15 protein-coding genes and 1 pseudogene are annotated in these 20,111 nt (G+C 60.6%); 8 read left to right on the top strand and 8 right to left on the bottom strand.

Annotated features, from left to right (window positions below; translation table 11 throughout):
- Positions 1 to 67 precede the first annotated feature (67 nt).
- The 5 genes from ACZYR5_RS27465 (at position 68) to ACZYR5_RS27445 (ending at position 4,461) form a co-directional block, all read left to right on the top strand.
- Entirely contained in the window at positions 68 to 553 is a 486-nt protein-coding gene (locus ACZYR5_RS27465) for a PAAR domain-containing protein (RefSeq protein WP_489092584.1), read from the top strand.
- A 66-nt stretch (positions 554 to 619) separates the two neighbouring features.
- Positions 620 to 2,041 carry a PAAR domain-containing protein gene (locus tag ACZYR5_RS27460; protein WP_489092583.1) on the top strand — a complete coding sequence of 474 codons (1,422 nt, stop codon included), beginning with the start codon at positions 620 to 622 and terminating at the stop codon, positions 2,039 to 2,041.
- 468 nt (positions 2,042 to 2,509) lie between these two features.
- Positions 2,510 to 2,887 (top strand): hypothetical protein, encoded by a 378-nt coding sequence (locus ACZYR5_RS27455; protein ID WP_489092582.1) that lies wholly within the window; start codon positions 2,510 to 2,512, stop codon positions 2,885 to 2,887.
- Between the two features lie 29 nt (positions 2,888 to 2,916).
- Positions 2,917 to 3,354 carry a hypothetical protein gene (locus tag ACZYR5_RS27450; RefSeq protein WP_489092581.1) on the top strand — a complete coding sequence of 146 codons (438 nt, stop codon included), beginning with the start codon at positions 2,917 to 2,919 and terminating at the stop codon, positions 3,352 to 3,354.
- Positions 3,355 to 3,714: 360 nt separating this feature from the next.
- Complete coding sequence (locus tag ACZYR5_RS27445) at positions 3,715 to 4,461, top strand: hypothetical protein (protein WP_489092580.1); 747 nt, start codon at positions 3,715 to 3,717, stop codon at positions 4,459 to 4,461.
- Positions 4,462 to 4,500: 39 nt separating this feature from the next.
- On the opposite strand, the gene ACZYR5_RS27440 is transcribed toward ACZYR5_RS27445, so the two are convergent.
- From ACZYR5_RS27440 to ACZYR5_RS27410, 7 genes are all read right to left on the bottom strand, one after another.
- A complete protein-coding gene (locus ACZYR5_RS27440) occupies positions 4,501 to 6,147 on the bottom strand; it encodes a fatty acid--CoA ligase (RefSeq protein WP_489092579.1) in 1,647 nt (548 codons plus the stop codon).
- A 23-nt stretch (positions 6,148 to 6,170) separates the two neighbouring features.
- Positions 6,171 to 7,949: an acyl-CoA dehydrogenase C-terminal domain-containing protein gene (locus ACZYR5_RS27435; RefSeq protein ID WP_489092578.1), complete on the bottom strand. Its 1,779-nt coding sequence runs from the start codon at positions 7,947 to 7,949 to the stop codon at positions 6,171 to 6,173.
- A 7-nt stretch (positions 7,950 to 7,956) separates the two neighbouring features.
- Positions 7,957 to 10,476: an efflux RND transporter permease subunit gene (locus tag ACZYR5_RS27430; RefSeq protein ID WP_489092577.1), complete on the bottom strand. Its 2,520-nt coding sequence runs from the start codon at positions 10,474 to 10,476 to the stop codon at positions 7,957 to 7,959.
- Between the two features lie 16 nt (positions 10,477 to 10,492).
- Positions 10,493 to 11,581 carry a WD40/YVTN/BNR-like repeat-containing protein gene (locus ACZYR5_RS27425; protein WP_489092576.1) on the bottom strand — a complete coding sequence of 363 codons (1,089 nt, stop codon included), beginning with the start codon at positions 11,579 to 11,581 and terminating at the stop codon, positions 10,493 to 10,495.
- Between the two features lie 182 nt (positions 11,582 to 11,763).
- Positions 11,764 to 13,122, bottom strand: a complete 1,359-nt coding sequence (locus tag ACZYR5_RS27420) for a DUF1329 domain-containing protein (RefSeq protein ID WP_489092575.1) — start codon at positions 13,120 to 13,122, stop codon at positions 11,764 to 11,766.
- A 42-nt stretch (positions 13,123 to 13,164) separates the two neighbouring features.
- Entirely contained in the window at positions 13,165 to 15,168 is a 2,004-nt protein-coding gene (locus tag ACZYR5_RS27415) for a DUF1302 domain-containing protein (RefSeq protein WP_489092574.1), read from the bottom strand.
- A 126-nt stretch (positions 15,169 to 15,294) separates the two neighbouring features.
- Complete coding sequence (locus ACZYR5_RS27410) at positions 15,295 to 15,861, bottom strand: RBBP9/YdeN family alpha/beta hydrolase (RefSeq protein WP_489092573.1); 567 nt, start codon at positions 15,859 to 15,861, stop codon at positions 15,295 to 15,297.
- Positions 15,862 to 16,205: 344 nt separating this feature from the next.
- On the opposite strand from ACZYR5_RS27410, the gene ACZYR5_RS27405 reads away from it, so the two are divergent.
- Both ACZYR5_RS27405 and ACZYR5_RS27400 read left to right on the top strand, forming a co-directional pair.
- On the top strand, positions 16,206 to 17,222 hold the full coding sequence (locus ACZYR5_RS27405; RefSeq protein WP_489092572.1) for an AraC family transcriptional regulator: 1,017 nt from the start codon (positions 16,206 to 16,208) through the stop codon (positions 17,220 to 17,222).
- 216 nt (positions 17,223 to 17,438) lie between these two features.
- Positions 17,439 to 17,807: a c-type cytochrome gene (locus ACZYR5_RS27400; protein ID WP_489092646.1), complete on the top strand. Its 369-nt coding sequence runs from the start codon at positions 17,439 to 17,441 to the stop codon at positions 17,805 to 17,807.
- Between the two features lie 52 nt (positions 17,808 to 17,859).
- On the opposite strand, the gene metC is transcribed toward ACZYR5_RS27400, so the two are convergent.
- A complete protein-coding gene (metC, locus tag ACZYR5_RS27395) occupies positions 17,860 to 19,038 on the bottom strand; it encodes a cystathionine beta-lyase (protein ID WP_489092571.1) in 1,179 nt (392 codons plus the stop codon).
- Between the two features lie 120 nt (positions 19,039 to 19,158).
- Here metC and ACZYR5_RS27390 point away from each other — a divergent pair.
- Positions 19,159 to 20,044 (top strand): annotated as a pseudogene (locus ACZYR5_RS27390) (LysR substrate-binding domain-containing protein).
- The last annotated feature ends 67 nt before the right edge of the window (positions 20,045 to 20,111 follow it).

Raw genomic sequence — 20,111 nt, 5'->3', positions numbered from 1 at the left:
TATTTACTTCGATTATTTTCATCTCCATGGTAGCGACCCAACTCCCCATGGACATGGATAATAAAAAATGAATGCATCGACGCTGCCTCTGTACACCAATGAAGTCTCCCGGGATTATTTCCGCGAATGTGACCAACAACGCTATACCGAGGAACAACTTGCCAGTTTCAGCGAAGACGTAAGAGAACTCATTCAGAAACAGCAGGATTATCTGGAAAGCCATCCCCCCATCGCCATTTACCGCCTCGCCACCGAGGGCAGCCGAACCCGAGACGGTGGCGTCATTAAGAGCGCATCCACTGGCCAGACCATCGGCCTGGATAACGGTCAAATGGTTCGTGTCGCACAGAAAGGCGACAGCGTGGTGTATGCCGATGGCAGTACAGCGAAGATCGTAACGGGCGCCGGCGAAAGCAACAGCAATGTTGCGCTGGTCGGCAGCCGCCTCTGTAACGGCGACGAAATTATCAATACGCCCCAGCGCCGAGTCCAGATGTTGGCCCGTAAAGGCGTGCCCATGGCAGAAGACTTTCTGCCGGTCTTGTCGCACTAAAGCATTCAACTCAGCCATCACCGGTCGGCAACCTGCTGGACGACCGGTTAACAGGGAGCAACAGTCATGAGTGAAGGATTTTTCATTGGCCTGGGCGATAAAACCAGTTGCGGCGGCGAAGTACTGGACGGTGATCCGCGAATCAACCTGTACGGCGTGCTGCATGCCTGCGAAGGCGATCGGGTGACCTGCGGGGTAAACGGCAAAACTTACCGTATCGAAGGCGGCATTTCCCACATGAGGAGCCACGGCCGCCTGATGGCCGGCACCCTCGACAGCCGCAGCAGTTGCCCCTGCAAAGCCACGCTGACGCCCTCGGTCTATACCGCGCGATACGTCAATCAACCCTCCCCCGCGCAACCGATGCGCCGCACCGCCGAACCCACCCCGACCGCCGCTCCGCGACCGACGCCGCAGCCGCAGCCGCAGCCGCAGCCGTCCAGCTTGACCCCGTCGAGCCAACCCACCGCCACGCCCATCACCGGCTTCGCCGGCGCCGAACCCGGCTTCTACATCGTCCCTAAAAGCACCACCCGCGAAGCGCTGGAAGCCACCCTCTTCCCCACCCGCGACCCGGCGGTGATGCGCAAATTCCAGGCGCTGAATCCTCATCGCGGGGAGGTGAAGGCGGGATCGATGATTGTGTTGAGTGATCCGCGGAACTTTCAGTGCACAAAGGAGGAGGCGTTGTTGATGCAGGCGTCGGCTCAGGCGTGGGAAGCACTGGCGCCACTCAGCACCGACGAGGCTGATTTCATGGCCAGTCATCGAAATGAGATAGCCGACATTCTCACCTTGAGTTCGGACGCCATCGGTATCAGGACATCCATGCTCCGCAGCCATCTGGATAATGTGAAAACCATCCTGAGCGATATCGAATCCCTGCATCAACGCTCATTTCAAGTAGACGGGCACCTTCGCTCTGCAACGTTCTTCGCCGAGCGTAAAGAGCTGCTTGGAAAACTCAATCTGCACCTCGACGGCATGATTCGTAAAAACATCGGATTTCCTGACCACCCGAATTTGCGAAGCGCATTGGGCATCTCCAGCCGCAGCCTGGTCCACCAATGGACCCAAGCGGGAGCAGCGGGACAAATTCCGGGTTATGCCACTCATATTGACGGTGTGGCGAAAGCTTCCAGGATTGTTAAATACGGTGGCTGGGTGGGTACTGCTATTGGTGGAGCAGCTTCGAGACTAAAGGTGCAGGAAGTGTGTTCTGCCGGGAATGCGGAGGCATGTAAGAAAGTGAAATTTACTGAGACAGGGAGCTTTCTGGGTGGACTCGGTGGCGGTCAAGCGGCTGGCTTCGTCTTAACAACACCTGTTGCAGGTTCGATATGTGCCGCGCTTAGTGTCCCGACTGGGGGTACAGCTGCGTTGGTTTGCGGACTTGTAGCAGTCGGCGTTGGTTCATATGTAGCTGGGAGGGGCGGGGAATTAGCAGGAGAAGAAATTGCTGAGGTTATCTACGAGATTGTCAGATGAGCATAAGTCTCGCCGACAAAATATTCGTCACATTAGGACTATTGGACTTCGGAGGCATTTTCATAATGATAGGTGTTAGCCTACACCTGGCATACACCAAGATGGGGTATATGCTGGGCCACCTAAAAAACTGCTCAGTGATCAAAACATTGACTCCACTAAATGAAAGAGGGCCTTGGGGGAAGTTTTTGTTGGTTGGTGGCATCTCTGGAGCACTCACATTTCCTAACCTGTACATTAAGCATGGCACCGTCCACGCAGATGACATAAAAAACTTCCCAGCGGGATTAAAAAGAAAACTGATTACCATCTACTGGACGTTCATCATTTTACTCATTGGTATGTTCGTACTACTTTTTCTCAGAAAATCAGGAATATTGAAATAAATGCATACCTTCTAGAAACCAATCCGCTCTGCTGTGTACTGTAGGGCGTTAACATCTATGAGCGTATAAAATGACAACCTCCATGACCATCATCAGCCTGCTTTGTGGTCTGGGCGTCCTTGGCATTTGGATATGGATAGCTATCGCACTGCATATGGCCTACACAAAAATGGAGCTGATTCTGGAGCTTCTTAAAAACAGCTCGGCAATCAAGGAGCGTGCGTTTCTCAACTATTCCGGCCGATGGGGAAAATCGCTATTGATTGGGGGCGTTTCTGGGATCGTCGCCTTCCCTGGTTTTTTTCTCAAGCAAGGTAGTCTCAGCACCGAAGATCTATTAAACCTTCCGCAGTCGATGACGAAAAAACTTGTAGCACTACACTGGAGCGTCATTGCATTACTGACCTCTACGACGATTTTTGTGGTTTTAGCAGAGATTGTAGAAGCATTCGAAATCTAAAAACCCATTTCGGATCAACTCAGAAGCTTATGAGCAAGCTAGCTTGCGGCATTTATGGTAATTCGCGAGACATTCAAATGAGCATAAGCCTTGCCGACAAAATATTCCTTACCGCCGGACTACTGGACTTCGGAGGCATTTTCATCTGGATGGGTGTTAATTTACATATGGCATATACAAAGATGGACGAAATGCTCAGGCATTTGAAGAACAGCCCTCTGATCACGACATTTTCTTTTTACGATCAAGCCGGTCCATGGGGGAAACTCATCCTAGTCGTCAGCATCTCAGGGATCATTACATTTCCAAACTTTCATATGAAGCATGGCGGTATCAACGCAGATGACATAAGGAATTTCCCTGCGCACCTCAAACGAAAACTAGTCATCCTCCAATGGGCAGGAATCACGCTAGTCACTGCAATGTTTACAATATTTTTTCTCAGAAAATCTGGAATACTGAAATAACTCTGCAACCGCCTCCCGTTGGCCAGGGATCGGACTGACGAAAGCCCTAGCTCGAGACATAGGGGCTGGTCGCTGAGCGCTTACGTTCACCCACGTTACATAAAACAAGACGTTTTCCCATTCTGGCGTCAATAAAAAACCGCCCTCCCCCCCCAAAAGCCACCTCAACTAACCAAACCCACAAAAAATAAATAAACCGTCCACACCCAACAAAAACAGGCACCCCACCCCACTTGGATCCAGAACACCATCACCGTTCGTCGCCATTTACCTATCCTGAATAAACAACTTACAGAAACCAACTACATTCGACTTAAGAGCGAATCCATCTCGGACCCGCGGCACATCAATGGTGTTCTTGTGAACAAGATCATTCCCATTGTTGTTGTCTGCACTTGTAGTGTTGTCAGTGCACCGGCAACTTCCCATGCTGCAGTTTCTGCAGACCCGATAGTGTCCTTTGGCGTCTTGGGCAGCTACAGCGAACTAGATTTCAAGGGGCAGAAAAGCACGCAAACCGAACGCATGCCAGAAGGCGGATTATTTCTGAACTATGGCAACAAGATGACCGCCCACGACGGGCTGTTTTATTTGGCCGAAATCACCGGGCAGTACTCGGAAAAACAAGGGCAGAAGGTCGAGGATGCGCAGGTCGACCTGGACCTGGGCTGGCGCATGGCGCTGGATTCAAGCAATTTTGTCGATGGTTTGCTGGGGGCGGGTTACAAGTGGAACCGCTTCGATCCGGGCTATCACAAATACGACGTCGATCTCACCAGCCGGACGCCCTTCGGTAAAGCGGCGGCGGGTTACAACCACCTGTTCAGCGATGCGACCTTTCGGGTGGAAGCCGGTGTTCGCCAGTCGATTCAGGGTGATGCGCAACTGAATATTCATGGCGTCGACAATGAACGCGAGGACTTGAAAGACAGTACCGACCCTTATATCGAACTCAGCCTGCTGTTCAATCAACAGGGCGACCTGCCGATCATTGCCATGCTGTATTACAACCGCTTCAACTATGACCTTGACGGGCAGTTCACCCACAGCGACTACGACAAACAAGTTCGCGATGAAATAGGCGGAAAACTGGGGATAGTGTTTTAACCCCGGAGCGTGGCGAGTTTTACCTCGCCACGCCGCCAGTCAGTCGAGCATGCTTTCGCGAATCAACTTCTTGTTGATCTTGCCGACACTGGTCTTGGGGATCTCGGCAACGAACTTGAACTGCTTGGGAATCGCCCACTTGTTGATGCGCCCGCACTCGACGAAGCCCTGCAAGTGGGTCTCGAGGATCTTGCGGTCGAGGTACTGCCCGGGTTCACAGACCACCATGGCCATCGGCCGCTCGCCCCATTGCTCGTCGGCAATCCCCACCACGGCCACCGACAGCACCGCTGCGTGTTCGCTGATCAGGCTTTCCAGTTCCAGGGAGCTGATCCATTCGCCGCCGGTCTTGATCACGTCCTTGATCCGGTCCTTGATTTCCACCCCGCCCAGGGCATCGATCGAGGCCATGTCGCCGGTGTGCAGCCAGCCGCCCTGCCAGAGTTCGGCGCCCTTGTCCGGCGCCTTCAGGTAACCCTGAGTCAGCCAGGGTGCGCGGACGACGATTTCGCCCAGCGATTCGCCGTCCTGGGCCACATCGTTGCCGTTGGCGTCGATGATTTTCAGGTCGACCATGGGCACCGTGGTGCCGGTCTTGATCCGCGTCGGCAGTTGCTCTTCCATGGGCAACGCCCGGTCGGCGTCGCGCAGGTGGGTCAGGCACAGCAGCGGGCAGGTCTCGGACATGCCGTAGCCGGCGTGCACCAGCATGCCCCTGGCGCTGGCTTCGCTGGCAATGCCCAGGGGCAAGCCGCTGCCGCCGAGGAGCATTTTCCAGCCGTCGAAACGGCTCTGCTTGCCCTCTTCGCAGTGCAGGATCATCTGCAGGATGGTCGGCACGCAGTGGGAGAACGTGACCTTTTCCTCGCGGTACAACTGGACCAGGCGGTTGGGTTCGTAGCGGCCGGGATAGACCTGCTTCAACCCCATCAGCGTGGCGACGTAGGGCACGCCCCAGGCGTGCACATGGAACATCGGCGTGATCGGCATGTACACGTCATCGGAACGCAGCAGCGGCTGGCCCTGATAGGCGCCCAGGGTGCCGACGGCATTCAGGGTGTGTAGCACCAGTTGTCGATGGCTGAAATACACGCCCTTTGGATCGCCGGTGGTGCCGGTGGTGTAGAACAGGGTCGCCACCGAGTTCTCGTCGAAGTCGGGGAAGTCGTACTGGTCCGCCGCCGCCTCCAGCAGTTGCTCGTACTCGCCAAGCACCGGCAGCGAAGTGCGTTCCGGCTGCGGCTCGTCGCTCAGTTGCACGAAGCCCTTGACCGTGGTCAGGCGGTCCTGGATCTGCTCCATCAGCGGCACAAAATCATCATGCACCAGCACCAGGTCGTCTTCGGCGTGGTTCATGGTGAACAGCACCTGCTCGGCCGACAGGCGAATGTTTACCGTGTGCAGCACCGCGCCGATCATCGGCACGGCGAAGAAGCACTCCAGATAACGATGGCTGTCCCAGTCGAGCATGGCCACGGTGTCGCCGGCCTTGACCCCAGCGGCGGTCAGGGCGTTGGCCAGTTTGCGGATGCGCTGGTTGAGGGTCTGGTAGCTGTAGCGCAGCTTGTCAGCGTAGACGATCTCGCGGCCCGGCTCGTAGCGCACCCCGGACAGCAGCAATTGCTTGATCAGCAACGGGTAGGCGTAGGCGCCCTCGGCCGGTGGAATGATTTTGGTGTTGATCATGCGGGGGTTCCTTGTCCTGGCACTCAAAACTGCGCTGCGTCCAGGCCGTACAGGCACTGGCTGCCAGCCTTGGCCGAGGCGCTCAACGAATGGATGCGCGGCAGCAGGCGGGCGAAATAGAAACGCGCGGTGGCCAGTTTGGCGCTGTAGAAGTCGTCCTCGGTCGGGCCACTCAAGGCGGCCTTGGCCATGCGTGCCCACATGTAGGCGTAGGCGGTGTAGCCGAAGACCTGCAGGTATTCGACCGAGGCCGCGCCCATTTCATTCGGGTCGTTCTGCGCTCGGTCCAGCAGCCATTCGGTCAGTTCGTCGAGGGTATCGACTGCGGCATTCAAGGGCTGGGTGAACTCGTTGAGACCGGCGCCGGCAGTGGCGCTGAAGTGGCGGATTTCCGCAGCGAACCGGCGATAGAGCGCCCCGCCGCTGCCAACGATCTTGCGCCCGACCAGGTCCAGCGACTGGATGCCGTTGGTGCCTTCGTAGATCTGGGTGATGCGCACGTCACGCACCAGTTGCTCCTGGCCCCACTCGCGGATGTAGCCGTGGCCGCCGAAGATCATCTGCCCGTGCAGGGTGGTTTCCAGGCCCATGTCGGTGAGAAACGCCTTGGCCACCGGGGTCAGCAGCGCCACCAGATCCTGGGCGCGATTGCGGATGTCGAGGTCGTCGCTGAATTTGGCGATGTCCAGTTGCAGGGCGACGTAGCTGGAGAATGCGCGACCGCCTTCGTTCAAGGCCTTCATGGTCAACAACATGCGCCGCACATCGGGGTGGACGATGATCGGGTCAGCCGCCTTGTCCTGGTTCTGCGCGCCGGTTGGAGCACGGCTCTGCAGGCGCTCGCGAGCGTATTCGACGGCACTTTGATAAGAACGCTCACCCTGGGCCAGGCCCTGGATGCCAACGCCCAGGCGCTCGTAGTTCATCATGGTGAACATGGCTGCCAGGCCCTTGTTCGGCGCGTCGACGATCCAGCCGGTGGCGCCGTCGAAGTTCATCACGCAGGTGGGCGATGCCTTGATCCCCATCTTGTGCTCGAGGGAACCGCAGGACAGCGCGTTGCGTTCGCCCAACGAGCCGTCGTCGTTGACCAGCACCTTGGGCACCAGGAACAGCGAGATGCCCTTGGGCCCCGCCGGCGCATCCGGCAGCCGTGCGAGCACCAGGTGAATGATGTTTTCGCTGAGGTCGTGTTCGCCGCCGGTGATGAAAATCTTGCTGCCGCTGACCTTGTAGCTGCCGTCGGCCTGGGGTTCGGCGCGAGTGCGGATCATCCCCAGGTCGGTGCCGGCGTGGGCCTCGGTCAGGCACATGGAACCGCTCCAGGTGCCGGCATACATGTTCGGCAGGTACTTGGCTTTCAGTTCCTCGCTGGCGTGGGCGTTGAGCGACAGGCAGGCGCCGGCGGTGAGCATCGGGAACAGACCGAACGCCAGGCTGGCGCCATTGACCATCTCTTCGACCTGGGCCGAAATCGCCTTGGGCATGCCCATGCCGCCGTACTGCGGATCACCGCCGACACCGCCCCAACCGCCCTCGGCGAACGCCTGGTAGGCCGCCACATAACCGTCGGCGGTGGTCACCTGGCCGTTGTTCCAGGTGCAACCCTGTTCGTCGCCGGCGCGATTCAGCGGGGCGATGACTTCGGCGCTGAGTTTGCCGGCCTCTTCGAGAATCGCCGCAGCGGTCTCTTCATCGATCACCTCGGCCAGGCCGGGCAAACCGGCCCACAGCCGGGACACCTGGAAAACTTCGTTGAGTACGAAGCGCATGTCGCGCAGGGGAGCTTTGTAGTCAGACATCGTTGGCTTACTCGGAAGTGGTCATGGCATGGGGCACGCCAGGACGTTCAGTGGTTTCGGTGGTGACGGCGGGCGTGACGGGGGCCACGGCAGGCACCCGTTCACGCAACAGGAAGTAGGACAGCGCCGGAATCAGGATCAGCGCGCCGAGCATGTTCCACAGGAACATGAAGGTCAGCAGGATGCCCATGTCGGCCTGGAACTTGATCGGCGACCAGACCCAGCACACCACGCCGGCGGCCAGGGTGATACCCACCAGGCCGACCACGCGACCGGTGAACGACACCGCATTGCGGTAGGCCTCGGACAACGGCAGGCCCTGGCGCTGGAAGTGCAGTTGCACGCTGAGCAGGTACAGCGCGTAGTCGACGCCGATGCCGACCCCGAGGGCGATCACCGGCAACGTGGCGACTTTGACGCCGATGCCCATGGCGACCATCAGCACTTCGCAGAGGATCGAGGTCAACACCAGCGGCAGCAGCGCCACCAGGGTCGCGCGCCAGCTGCGGAAGGTGATCAGGCAGAACAGCGTGACCGCCGCATACACGTACAGCAGCATGCTGCGGTTGGCTTCGCGTACGACAATGTTGGTCGCCGCTTCGATCCCGGCGCTACCGGCGGCCAGCAGGAACTGGCGGTCGGGGCTGCTGTTTTCCTTGGCGAACTTGTCGGCGATCGCGACCACGGCGTCGAGGGTTTCGGCCTTGTGGTCCTTGAGGAAAGTGATCACCGGCATCAGCGAGCAGTTGTTGTTGAACAGCTCCGGCGAGTTGACCGAGGCCTGCTGCGCGGCGTAGTTCAACACGTCCTGATTGCGCTGGATGCTGTTGAGCTTGGGGTTGCCTTCGTAGGTGCCGGCGGTGATCTGGCGCACCGCGTTGACCAGCGAAGCACTGGCCTGCACGCCGGGGTACTGCTGCAGCTCCCAGGCGAGGCGGTCGGCGAGGACCAGGGTCTGGTAGTTCAGACAGCCTTCCGGCGGGGTCTTGATCATCACCGCGAACAGGTCGCTGGACAGCGCGTAATGCTGGGTGATGTAGGCGTTGTCGCGGTTGTAGCGGGAGTCGGCACGCAGTTCCGGGGCACCGCTTTCGAGGTCGCCGACTTTCAGGTGCAGGCTGACCATGAAGCCGCCAATGCCCATCAGCAGCCCGACCAGTACGGCGCCGGTGGCCCACTTGCGGGTGGTGAAGCGGTCGAGCAGGTCCCAGAGTTTGCCGAAGCCTTTGTGGTGGTCGGCGCGGCTGTCGATTTTCAGCGCGCGCTCGGCGGCCTTGGCACCGACGCCCACGTACGACAGCGCCACCGGCATCAGCAGCAATGAGGTGAAAATCAACACCGCGACGCCGATGCTGGCGCTGATTGCCAGGTCCTGGATCACCGGGATGTCGATCAGCATCAGCACCGCAAAGCCCACGGCGTCGGCCAGCAACGCGGTGACCCCGGCGATGAACAAGCGGCGGAAGGTGTAGCGCGCGGCGATCAGTTTGTGGGTGCCACGGGCGATGTCCTGCATGATGCCGTTCATCTTCTGCGCGGCGTGGGACACACCGATGGCGAAGATCAGGAACGGCACCAGTACCGAGTAAGGGTCGATCACGTAGCCGAGCCAGGCGACGATCCCCAGCTGCCAGACCACCGCGATCAGCGAGCAGCCAACCACCAGCAGGGTGCTGCGCACGCAACGGGTGTAGGCGTAGATGATCACCAGCGAAGTGACGACCGCCAGGGCGAAGAACATCATCACCTGGATCAGCCCGTCGATCAGGTCGCCCATCAACTTGGCGAAGCCGATCACCCGCACCTTGTAAGGGCCCTTGCCCTCTTCCCCGGCCTTGCGCGCGGCGCTGTCGCCGGCGAATTCGATCTTGTCGCGCAGCTGCTCTTCAAGCATGCGCGAGAAGGCGTGGTAGTTGATCGGCTGGCCACCGGCGGCAGCCTTGTCGAGCAGTGGGATGATCAACATGCTCGACTTGAAGTCGCTGGCCACCAGGCTACCGACGATGCCGGCGCGGGCGATGTTCTGCCGTAGTTGCTCAATCTGTTCCGGCTTGCCCTCGTAGGTGTCGGGCATCACCGGGCCGCCCTGGAAGCCCTCTTCGGTGACTTCGGTCCAGCGCACCGCCGGGCTCCACAGCGATTTCATCCAGGCACGATCGACGCCCTCGGTGAGGAACAGCTGGTCGTTGACCTGCTTGAGCACATCAAGGTAGGCCGGGTCGAAAATATCGCCCTCGGTGTTCTCCACCACCACCCGCACCGAGTTGCCCAGGCCGCGCAGGGAGGCACGGTTCTCCAGGAAGTTCTGAATGTACGGCTGGCTCTGCGGGATCATTTTTTCGAAGCTGGGGCGCAGTTCCAGGCGGGTCACCGCCATGAACGCGAACACCACGGTGGCCACGGCCATCAGCAGCATGAACAGCGGCCGGTAGTTGAACACCAGGCGCTCGAGGCGGTTGCCCGAGTGACGGTCAAAATCACGCAGGTCGCGAATGACCGGCATGGCGTCTTGTTTGATAGTGCCCATGTCTGGGTTCTCGCTCTTAGGGTTCGAGGGCTGGATCGATCGCCAGCGTGCGTGCGCCACGGCTGCCCGCGACCACCAGCGCGCCCGAGGCGGACTGCGTGGCGCCGGCCACCGGGATCGGTGCCGGTTGCAGTACCAGCTTCAACTGCGCGCCGCTGCCCTGGCTCACCAGCATCTGCCCGCCCTGGGTGAACAATCGATAATTGCCCTGGGCATCGATCAGGCCAGCGGTGAGGCTGATGTGCAGGCCACTGTCCAGTGCGGTCCAGCTCTGCCCGCCATCGGTGCTGCGCAGGACGTTGCCGCGCAGGCCGTAGACCAGCACTTCGCCGGGCTTGCCGAGCACGCCGAAAAAGCTGCCCTGATAGGGTGTTTGCAATGCGACAAAGCGCTGGCTGACCGGGTCCCATTTGCGCAGCAAGCCCTGCTCGCCAGCGATGTACAGCGCGTCGCCGGTGGAGGCGATGGCATTGAGGTGGAAGCCCTGGGGGTTGTCGGTGCGGTCCTGCATCGGCGTCCAGCTCTGGCCGCCGTCGTCGGTGCGCAGGATCAGGTTGAACACGCCGACCACGTAGCCGGTCTGCTCGTTGGCAAACCACACGTCCAGCAGCGGCTTGTCGGCGCCCTGCTCCACCAGGCGCTGGCCTTCTTCGGCCAGCAACGCCCACTGCTCGTTGTCCGGCTCGGCCTTGGCCAACGCCGCGTAATGTTCGACCAGCAATTCGCCGATCTGCCGACCGTCGAGCTGCTTGCTCCAGGTCGCGCCGGCGTCGCTGCTGTGCAGCACCACGCCGTCATTGCCCACCGCCCAGCCCTGGGTGGTGGTGGGGAAATTCACTGCCGTCAGATCAGCACTGACCGGCACACTCGCCTGTTGCCAGTGCTGGCCGGCGTCGTCGGAAAACAGAATATGGCCACGCTGGCCAACGGTGACCACGCGCTCGCCGGCGCGGGTCATGCCGGACAACGGGCTGTTGCTCGCCAGGGCACTGACCCGGGCAGGCAGGTCCAGCACGTCGACGTAGTCGGCCGCGAGGCTGATGCCTTGCGACAGACCGAGCACGACACCGAGTGCCAGATTCAGATAATTTTTGTTCGAACCCATACCGCGTCCTCTACGGAAAACCTCAGCACACACGCTTGCCTTGCTTCCTGTAGGAGCGAGCTTGCTCGCGAAGGTCGTCAACGATGACGCTGGCTGTCTGGATAACCGCGTCGTCCTTTCGTTCTTCGCGAGCAAGCTCGCTCCTACAGGTTTTTTTCAGCCCACAAAGTGTTTGTGTGGGTTTAGCGAATGCCGCTGCCAGCCAGGGATTCCGAGGACCACTGGGCCTTGGAGAGCGGATCGGTGTACTTGATGCCGCCGTACGGGCCGACGACGCCGTTGATGTTGTAGGAGCCCCCCACCAGGTCGTAGATCATGAACGGCGTGGAGTCCGGCACCTGCTTGTCGTAGCTCTGGCTGAGGAAGGCGAACGAACCACGGTAGAGCTGGCCACGGGCGTCGTACTGGTCGGATGCCAGAGCGGTCCAGCTGTCTTCATCGAGGTAGAAGCGACGCTTCTGGTAGATGTGACGAGCGCCTGCCTTGAGGGTGCCTTCGACCACCCACACGCGGTGTTTTTCCCAACGCACGAAGTCCGGTGCCAGGTGGTTAGGCGTGGTGATCGACTTCGGATCCTGGACGTAGGTCAGCTTGTAGGTGTTGTAGGGCACGATCATTTCCTGCTTGCCCACCAGCTTCCAGTCGTAGCGGTCCAGCGCACCATTGAAGACGAACACGTCATCGTAGGTGCCCGCCCCGGCGGTACCCGGGTTCGGCGTGTCGTAGGCCAGGCTCGGCGCCAGCTTGACCCGACGCTGACCCGGCAGGTACTGCCAGGCGCGGCGCGGTTGCTGCAGCGGGTTGGCCGCGTCCTTTAGCATGATTGCCTCGCCGGCGCGACGTGCCGGGCCGGTGTAGGCCAGCTTCATCTGGTAGTAGACGTCGGCGCTGCTGATCGGCTGCGCGAGGTTCTCGTAGATCGGGTAGGAGATGAACGCCTGCCCGGTGGTGGCCAGGCTCGGCACGCCGGCCGAGTCGACGTTCCACGAGTCGTACTTGGAGCTGATGCTGACGCCCTGATAGCGCAGGAGGAAGTTCCACATCGCTTCGTTGCCCGATTGTGGAATCGGGAACGGCACGCCCGGCAGCACGTTGTCGATGGCCAGGCCACCTTCCAGGGACTTGGCGCCGCTGGCGTTTTTCACGCCGTTGTCGAGCACGGCTTGCGGCAGCGAAACGGTGCGGTGGGTCGGGTAGACATCAACGCGGAAGCTGGGGAAACGCTTGGCCAGTTCGACGGTGGTGGCGCTGAGCAGGTTCTTGTATTGATCGACGTTCTTGCCATCGATCACCAGCACTGGTTTCTCGTTGGCGAACGGGTCCGGGCGCATGCTGTCGCCGGCCTTGAAGCTGGCTGGCGGCGTGGTCAGGCCACCGCTGTAGGCGGGGATCGAGCCGTCGGCGTTGCCGGCTTTTTCGGCGCCGACCTGGGTCAGGCTGCTGCCCAGCTTGGCCGCCTCCTGGGGTGAAACGGCAGCCTGCGCCTGAGCGGCGAGGACCATGGCCAGGGATGCGGCCAACACGGTTTTGATGAAAGTCATGTTGTTGTTCTCCTGCTTGCGTTGAGCAAATCAGTGTTTGAATCAGAAAGTGGTTTTCATCGTCAGGTACAGCGCGCCACGGTCCTCGGTCGTGGCTCCGCCACCGGAGAAGGACGAATAGCCGCCGCCATAACAGGCGTAGTTTTCGTTGCCGCTGAAAGCGTTTGGCGTGGATCCGTCACCACCGGTCGGACCGGTACTCACTCCGCTGGTATTGCACTTGTCGGTCTGGCCGAAAGAGTCGACGTACTTGAGGTCGACGAAGTATTTGTTGTAAACCACCGCGCCGACGCCGACCGCGTAGTTGCCGGTGTCCTTGGCGCCGCCACCGGAGACCGGCGACACACCATCGAGGCCGACGTTGACCGACATCGGCGCGTTGAGGTCGACGCCGGGGAATACCTGGTACCAGGTCGGCGTGAAGTTGACCGCCACGCCCCAGTTGTCGCGGGTCGGTGCGTCGATCCCGTGGTAGGTCGATTTGCCCTTGTACAGCGCCTCGTTGTGGCTATCGAGCTTGAGCAGGTTGCTGTAGTACAGCTCGCCGAGCAGGGTCGCCGAGTCGAACACCGGGCTCTTCGCCAGGGTCATCAGGCCATTGAGGGTCCAGTGCAGGGTGTCGCCGGTGGCGGCCATGCTGTCGCCCTTCTGCGGGGTGTCATAGACCACGCCGGAGGCCGCGCTACGGGCCGGCAACAGGCCCAGGCCCTGGCCCAGACCCAGCGGGCTGTTGGTGCTGACGATCGCCGGAATACTCGCCAATGGCATGTTGTGGCGCACGTTCAAATCGGACCCGACGCTGACCCCGCCGATCTCCTTGGACAGGCTCAGGCCGACGATCTTGATGTTGTCGGCGTAGGCCATCTGGTAGGTGGCGGTGCTCAACGAGTTGAGGGTGTTGATCACGGCCGGCACTTGTCCGGCCGGGCGGGTGCCGTTGGGGTTGGCCGAGGTCAGGCCGCGCGCATCGAGATAGGCCTGCGGAAGGATTTCCGAGGTTTCGCGATAGTAGACGCCCAGGGTGCCGTCCAGCCACGCCGGCGACCACTTGGCCATGACGCCCCAGTCGCCGCTCTTGTCCGGTGTCAGGTCATGCCCGCGACGCACGTTGGTCAGCGCATTGCACGGCGCCAGGCCGCAACCCAGAGGGCTGCCAGGCACAACAGCGTTGGTATTGCCAAGGAGGAACGATTGCGCGCCGAAACCGACCAGGTCGGAGCCGCCGTAATAGGTGCCGGCTTCGGGCAGGCGAGCAGCATTCCAGTCGAGAAAATACTGGGCGCCGACGGTCAGCTCCGGGTTGACGGTGAAGGTCATCGACAGCTGGTTGCGCGGCACGAACAGTTCCTTGGCTTCAGTGCCAGGGGACGCCGCCAGTTTGGCCAGGTCCAGGCCGGATTGGCCGTAGCTGATCGAGTGCACCGGGTTGAGAATGGTCTCGCCCCAGAACACGTTGTGCTGGCCGGCCTTGAGGCTGAGGATCGACTCGTCGCCGACTTCGGTGCTGTAGAACACGAAGGCATCGAGGATTTCCCCGGACGGACCGGTGTAGTAACGCTGGGCGTAGTTGCTCAGGTGCGGGCTGCCATTGCCGACGTTGTCGCCGGTGACGCCGGCCAGGCGTGGGTCGTTGGCCACCAGGCCGGAGCGCGCATCGTTGCCGTTGACGAACGGGTTGGAGTTGGAGCCGGTGTTCTCATAGGCCTTGTCGTACCAACTGGCAGCACTGACACGAAAGCCCATGCTGTTCTGGTAGACCACGTCCATTTCGGTCAACAGGTCGATACGGTTGGTGATGTTGGTCCCGGCCTTGCGGAAGTTGTAGTCGCCGTCGTTGTTGTTCGGCGTCGCCAACATGCGCTTGTCGGCACTTTCGGTGCGCACGCCGTAGTTGTACTTGACGGTGTTGTCCAGGCGGACGTTCCAGTCCGGGTTGCCCGTATCAATCTCGACCCCATGGGCCATCGGCGCCGTGGCCGCGAGAATGGCCGAGGCCAGCAGGCTGTAGTGGAAGGTGGTGAACCCGTGACTTTTGTTGTTGTGCATTGCGTTGTTTCTCCGCCTTTTTGTAGTTGTTTTAAGCGCAGCCGCCCTCGCGCAGACCTCTTCGGGGCTGCGGTTTCAGGAGTGAGGGCAAATGCCGGCTGACGAGATGTCAGGCCGGCTCCTGTACTAGCTGTCCAGCTGCAGGATGAGTGCCTCGGCTTGCTGCCATTGGCCAAATCCTGCGGCCGGATTGAGATGGCCGACATCGCCCAGATCGAGCAATTCGGCGCCCCAGTTTTCGGCCATGCGGGTCACGGCAGTAAAACTGGCAAGGTGATCGTTGCGGCTACCGGCGACGATGCTGCGAAAGGGCAGCGGTGTTTGCGGCAGTGGTGTCCAGCCGTGGCTGGCAAGGGTTGTGGAAGACGGATAGGCCGGTGGCCATTCGGCGTCGAGGTCCGGCGGCGCGGCCAGCAGGGCGCCCTTGATCTGCGCGCTGTGCTGCGCCGCCCAATGGGCGACCATCAGCACGCCGGCACTGTGGGCGACGAGGATCACCGGGCCGTCGATCTGTTCCAGCTGATGCTGGATGGCGCGGACCCTGGCGTTGCAGTCGAGCTTGTCGGTTTCCAGCGGTGGGACGCTGCGGACCTTGGCCAGCCTGGCTTCAAGTAACGTCTGCCAATGTTCGGCAACGTGCTCGCGCAGGCCTGGGACGATCAGCACGGTGGCGGCTGTTTGCAGTTTATCCACGTCAACACCTTCACTTTCTCGATGACTCGACTGGCTCTTTCGCCAGACTCTTTTTGTTGTGTCGACATTAAAGAGCGTCGGTGTCGGACGCTTTACATTGGACGTCATGCACTTTTCTTTTGATGACAAATTGTCCGACAAGGCCAAGGGCCGACCGCTGGTCTAGAATCCATACGACTCGCCGCAAGGTCACTGTAATCAACGCGTGAGGCGCGATGAACGGTCGAACGCACGTTGTTCGCAGCGCAATTGCTCGACCATCAGACAACTGTTCAAGGCTCGAAACGCTAGATATAGTCGCCTCGCACCTGCCATTCGCCATCGGCCCATAAGAAGAATTACGCATGACCAAGCTTGTCCGCGCCGCCGTGTTGACCAACTACCTGGAGGTCACTCAGTACCTGGGGTTCAATCCGCGCGATGTGCTGGCCGGTGTCGGCCTGAGCAGGGCTCAACTGCAGACTCCGGAGCATCGCATCCCGATCGATGCCGCCGTGCGCCTGCTGGAAGACTCGGCGGCCGCCAGCGGTTGCCAGACCTTCGGCCTGAGCATGGCCGAATCGCGCCAGCTTTCGGACTTTGGCGTGGTCAGCCTGCTGCTCAGCCATCAACGGACCCTGCGCGACGCGCTGCAGGTGGTGGTGCATTACCGTCACCTGATGAACGATTCCCTGGCGATTTTCATCGAAGAAGCCGGCAAGATGGTGATCATTCGCGAAGAGGTGGTCACCGAAGCGCCGATGCCCAGTCGCCAGGCCATGGAGCTGGCGATTGGCGTGATGTTCCGCCTGTGCTCTGCCCTGCTCGGTGCGCACTGGCACCCCTACAGCGTCAATTTCATGCACCAGGCCCCGGACAACCTGCAACTGCATCGGCGCCTGTTCGGCTGCAACCTGGAGTTCGGCAGCGAGTTCAACGGCATCGTCTGCTCCGACGCCAGCCTCGACATCACCAACCCCAACGCCGACCCGGCCATGGCCCGCTACGCCCAGGGCTACCTCGACTCGCTGCAGAGCAACGAAGGCGCCTCGATGCTGTTCGAAGTGCGCAAGGCCATCTACCTGCTGCTGCCCATGGGCCGCGCGACCATCGAGCAAGTCGCCCAGAGCCAGGGCATGAACGTGCGCACTTTGCAGCGTCGGCTCAAGGATGATGGTTGCGCGTTCAACGACGTGATAAACGATGTGCGCCGGGACCTGGTGTTGCGCTATCTGGACAACCCGAATTACTCGTTGGGGCGGATTGCCGACATGCTGGGCTATTCGATGGCGAGTTCGTTTACCCGGTGGTTCATCACTCAGTTCGGTATGCCGCCGGCGACCTGGCGGGCGCAGAAGTCAGGGGCGGGCAAGTCGTTGTAGGAGCGAGCCGGCTCGCGAAAAATGCCGACGATGGCACGCGCTCATTGACGGAACCCTGAGCAATTGACACACCAGTAGGCAGTGTGAAATCAACTCCTCGGGTGACTACCACACTCATTTGCTTCTATAAATGCTCAAAGGATTGGCATGATCAACAACGCTGTTTCAACTCCATCCCTTGCAACTGCCCTTCTCCCAAAGCCACTGCACCGATCAATGAAACTATCATTCATGGCGTTGGCTCTGATCACTCAACCAACACTCTCCTTCGCAGACAACCTCAACGGAAAGAACCTGTTCACGCAACGATGCGCCGTCTGCCACGGCGCCGATATCAAGGCAACCGGCCCACTGGCCAACAAAAGCACCCCTCCCACTCCTGACCTGACAACACCCGCCTTCAAGAAACGGCTCCACGATTATCCGGGGGTTATTGTTTCGTCGGTCATTCTCAGACCGAACGGAAACCTGATTCCAAAAACGCTGCAAGAAAACGGCGTAAAGATCGCGCCCCATGCCTGGAGTGTTAAGGATTTTCGGGATTTGAATCAGTACATGAATGAGGTGATTTCGAGAGCGCGGTGAGTGCCGCGTCTATTTACCCGTGTAGGAGCTGGCTTGCCAGCGCCCACAGGGATCAGGACGCCTGGTTCAGACGGGCAAAGCCGTTTTCCAGGTCGGCAATCAAATCCTGCACATCCTCCAGACCAATTTGCAGGCGCAGGCTATAGACGCCCGGCTGCCATTGGGTGGCGGTGCGGTAGTCGGCGCAGTTGAACGGGATGACCAGGCTTTCGAAGCCGCCCCAGGAAAAGCCCATGCCGAAGATCGCCATGTTATCCAGCATCCGCGCCACGTCCGCTCTTGTGTACTGCGCCTTGAGCACGATGGAAAACAGCCCCGAGGAACCGCTGAAATCGCGCTTCCAGAATTCATGCCCGGGGCAGTCGGCGAATGCCGGGTGCAGCACCTGGGCCACTTCCGGTCGCGCCGCCAGCCATTGGGCAATGTGCAGCGCCCGGGCTTCAGCCTCTTTCAGGCGCAGGTGCAGGGTGCGCAGGCCACGCAAGGCCAGGAAGCAGTCCTCGGCGCCGGGCAGCATGGCCATGGCATCGTAGGTGCGGCGCAACGCCGGCCAGTTTTCGGCGTTGGCCGAGACCATGCCCAGCAGCAGATCGGAGTGGCCGCCGAGGTACTTGGTGCCGGCTTCCACCGAAATGTCGACGCCATGGGCGTGGGCCTGGAAGAACAACGGGGTGGCCCAGGTGTTGTCGATAATGGTCTTGATCTGGTGCCGACACGCCACGCCGACGATGGCCGGCACGTCCTGCACTTCGAAGCTCTGCGAGCCCGGCGCTTCCATGAAAATGACCCGGGTGTTGGGCTTGATCAGCGCCTCGATACCGGCGCCGATCATCGGATCGTAGTAACTGACTTCCACGCCATAGCGCGCCAGCAGGTTGTCGCAGAAGTTGCGCGCCGGACGGTAGACGCTGTCGGTCACCAGCACGTGATCACCGGCCCGGGTGGTGGCGAACAGGGCCAGGGCAATCGCCCCCAGCCCGGACGGCGACATCACCGTGCCCGCGGCACCGGTCAGTTCGGTCCAGGCGTTTTCCAGGTTCTCGAGGGTCGGCGAGCCGGCGGTGCCGTAGGAAAAACGCGCGCGGCGATGCTCCAGGTCGTCGAGGGAACCATAGACGATGGTCGAGCCGCGATACACCGGCGCATTGACGAACCCGGCCTGCTCTTCGGGATTGCGCCCCAGCATCGTGAGTTTTGTACTGATATGGTGACGATCCACGTTTTTCTGCATAACACCCACCGAAAGCCCGAAACAAGCGGCGTAATGTAATGGATTTTTCCGACGTCTGTAGGTTTCAAATGCCGGGCTCTGGCACTATCAGCCCTACCCCCACTGAGCAGCCTTGCCGCCATGTCGATCCGCGCCCTTCGAACCCTGCTGGCCATTGCTCAACACGGCTCGTTCGCCCAGGCGGCGCAGAGCGTGCACCTGACCCAGTCGGCGGTCAGCCTGCAGATCAAGACCCTCGAGGAAACCTTCAACGCCGCACTCTTCGATCGCTCGCGGCGCCTGCCGGTACTGACCGACGCCGGCCATGTGGCGGTGGAACGGGCGCGGGAAATCGTCGCGCTGTACGACGGCATCGCGGTGGAGATTGGCGGCGACAATGAACTGCGTGGCCGCCTGAAAATCGGCGTGATCCAGACCGCACTGGCCAGCGTGCTACCCCCGGCGCTCGTTGCCTTGGGCGCCCGCCATCCGCACCTGCGCATCACCGTCAACTCGGGCATGTCGGCGGAACTGGCGACCCGGGTCGAGGCCGGCGAACTGGACGTGGCGATCACCACCGAGCCGGTCAAGCCCCATCCCTATGGCCTGGTCAGCACCCCCGCTGTACGAAGAAGGCTTCTGGATTGTCGCGCCCGCCGCCTTTGCCGGCCAGGATGCCCGGCAACTGCTTGAGCAGCAGCCGTTCATTCGCTTCGACCGCCGCGCCTGGGCCGGGCGCACCATCGAGCGCGAACTGCGCCGGCTGCACCTGCGAGTGCAGACCAGCATGGAGCTGGACAGCCAGGAGGCGATCATCCAGATGGTCACCCAGGGTCTCGGGGTCGCGGTACTGCCACTGTCACGGCGCAACCTCGAGCAGCTCGGCGAGCTTGTGCTGCAGCCTTTCGGCTCACCGCAACGCCTGCGCCGCGTGGTGTTGCTGGAACGCGAAGACCGCCCGCGCGCCAGGCTCGCGGCGGCCCTGGCACAGGTGATTCAGGAGCAGGTGCAAACAGACGACCAATGAGGAAAACTTGTTGGTCCGTGAATTTTTAATCGTTTTTCTTTTGCGTTCGCAATTCTTATCGTAGGCG

The organism is Pseudomonas sp. F007, from assembly GCF_057814275.1.
This window is presented reverse-complemented; position numbering and strand designations above follow the sequence as displayed.

Bases quoted from the DNA above. Each gene is read 5' to 3' on its own strand.
- ACZYR5_RS27400 (WP_489092646.1), top strand. From the start codon at position 17,439: ATGAAACTATCATTCATGGCGTTGGCTCTGATCACTCAACCAACACTC.
- ACZYR5_RS27465 (WP_489092584.1), top strand. From the start codon at position 68: ATGAATGCATCGACGCTGCCTCTGTACACCAATGAAGTCTCCCGGGAT.
- ACZYR5_RS27450 (WP_489092581.1), top strand. From the start codon at position 2,917: ATGAGCAAGCTAGCTTGCGGCATTTATGGTAATTCGCGAGACATTCAA.
- ACZYR5_RS27420 (WP_489092575.1), bottom strand. From the start codon at position 13,122: ATGACTTTCATCAAAACCGTGTTGGCCGCATCCCTGGCCATGGTCCTC.
- ACZYR5_RS27440 (WP_489092579.1), bottom strand. From the start codon at position 6,147: ATGATCAACACCAAAATCATTCCACCGGCCGAGGGCGCCTACGCCTAC.
- ACZYR5_RS27460 (WP_489092583.1), top strand. From the start codon at position 620: ATGAGTGAAGGATTTTTCATTGGCCTGGGCGATAAAACCAGTTGCGGC.
- ACZYR5_RS27455 (WP_489092582.1), top strand. From the start codon at position 2,510: ATGACCATCATCAGCCTGCTTTGTGGTCTGGGCGTCCTTGGCATTTGG.
- ACZYR5_RS27415 (WP_489092574.1), bottom strand. From the start codon at position 15,168: ATGCACAACAACAAAAGTCACGGGTTCACCACCTTCCACTACAGCCTG.
- ACZYR5_RS27405 (WP_489092572.1), top strand. From the start codon at position 16,206: ATGACCAAGCTTGTCCGCGCCGCCGTGTTGACCAACTACCTGGAGGTC.
- ACZYR5_RS27425 (WP_489092576.1), bottom strand. From the start codon at position 11,581: ATGGGTTCGAACAAAAATTATCTGAATCTGGCACTCGGTGTCGTGCTC.
- metC (WP_489092571.1), bottom strand. From the start codon at position 19,038: ATGCAGAAAAACGTGGATCGTCACCATATCAGTACAAAACTCACGATG.
- ACZYR5_RS27430 (WP_489092577.1), bottom strand. From the start codon at position 10,476: ATGGGCACTATCAAACAAGACGCCATGCCGGTCATTCGCGACCTGCGT.
- ACZYR5_RS27435 (WP_489092578.1), bottom strand. From the start codon at position 7,949: ATGTCTGACTACAAAGCTCCCCTGCGCGACATGCGCTTCGTACTCAAC.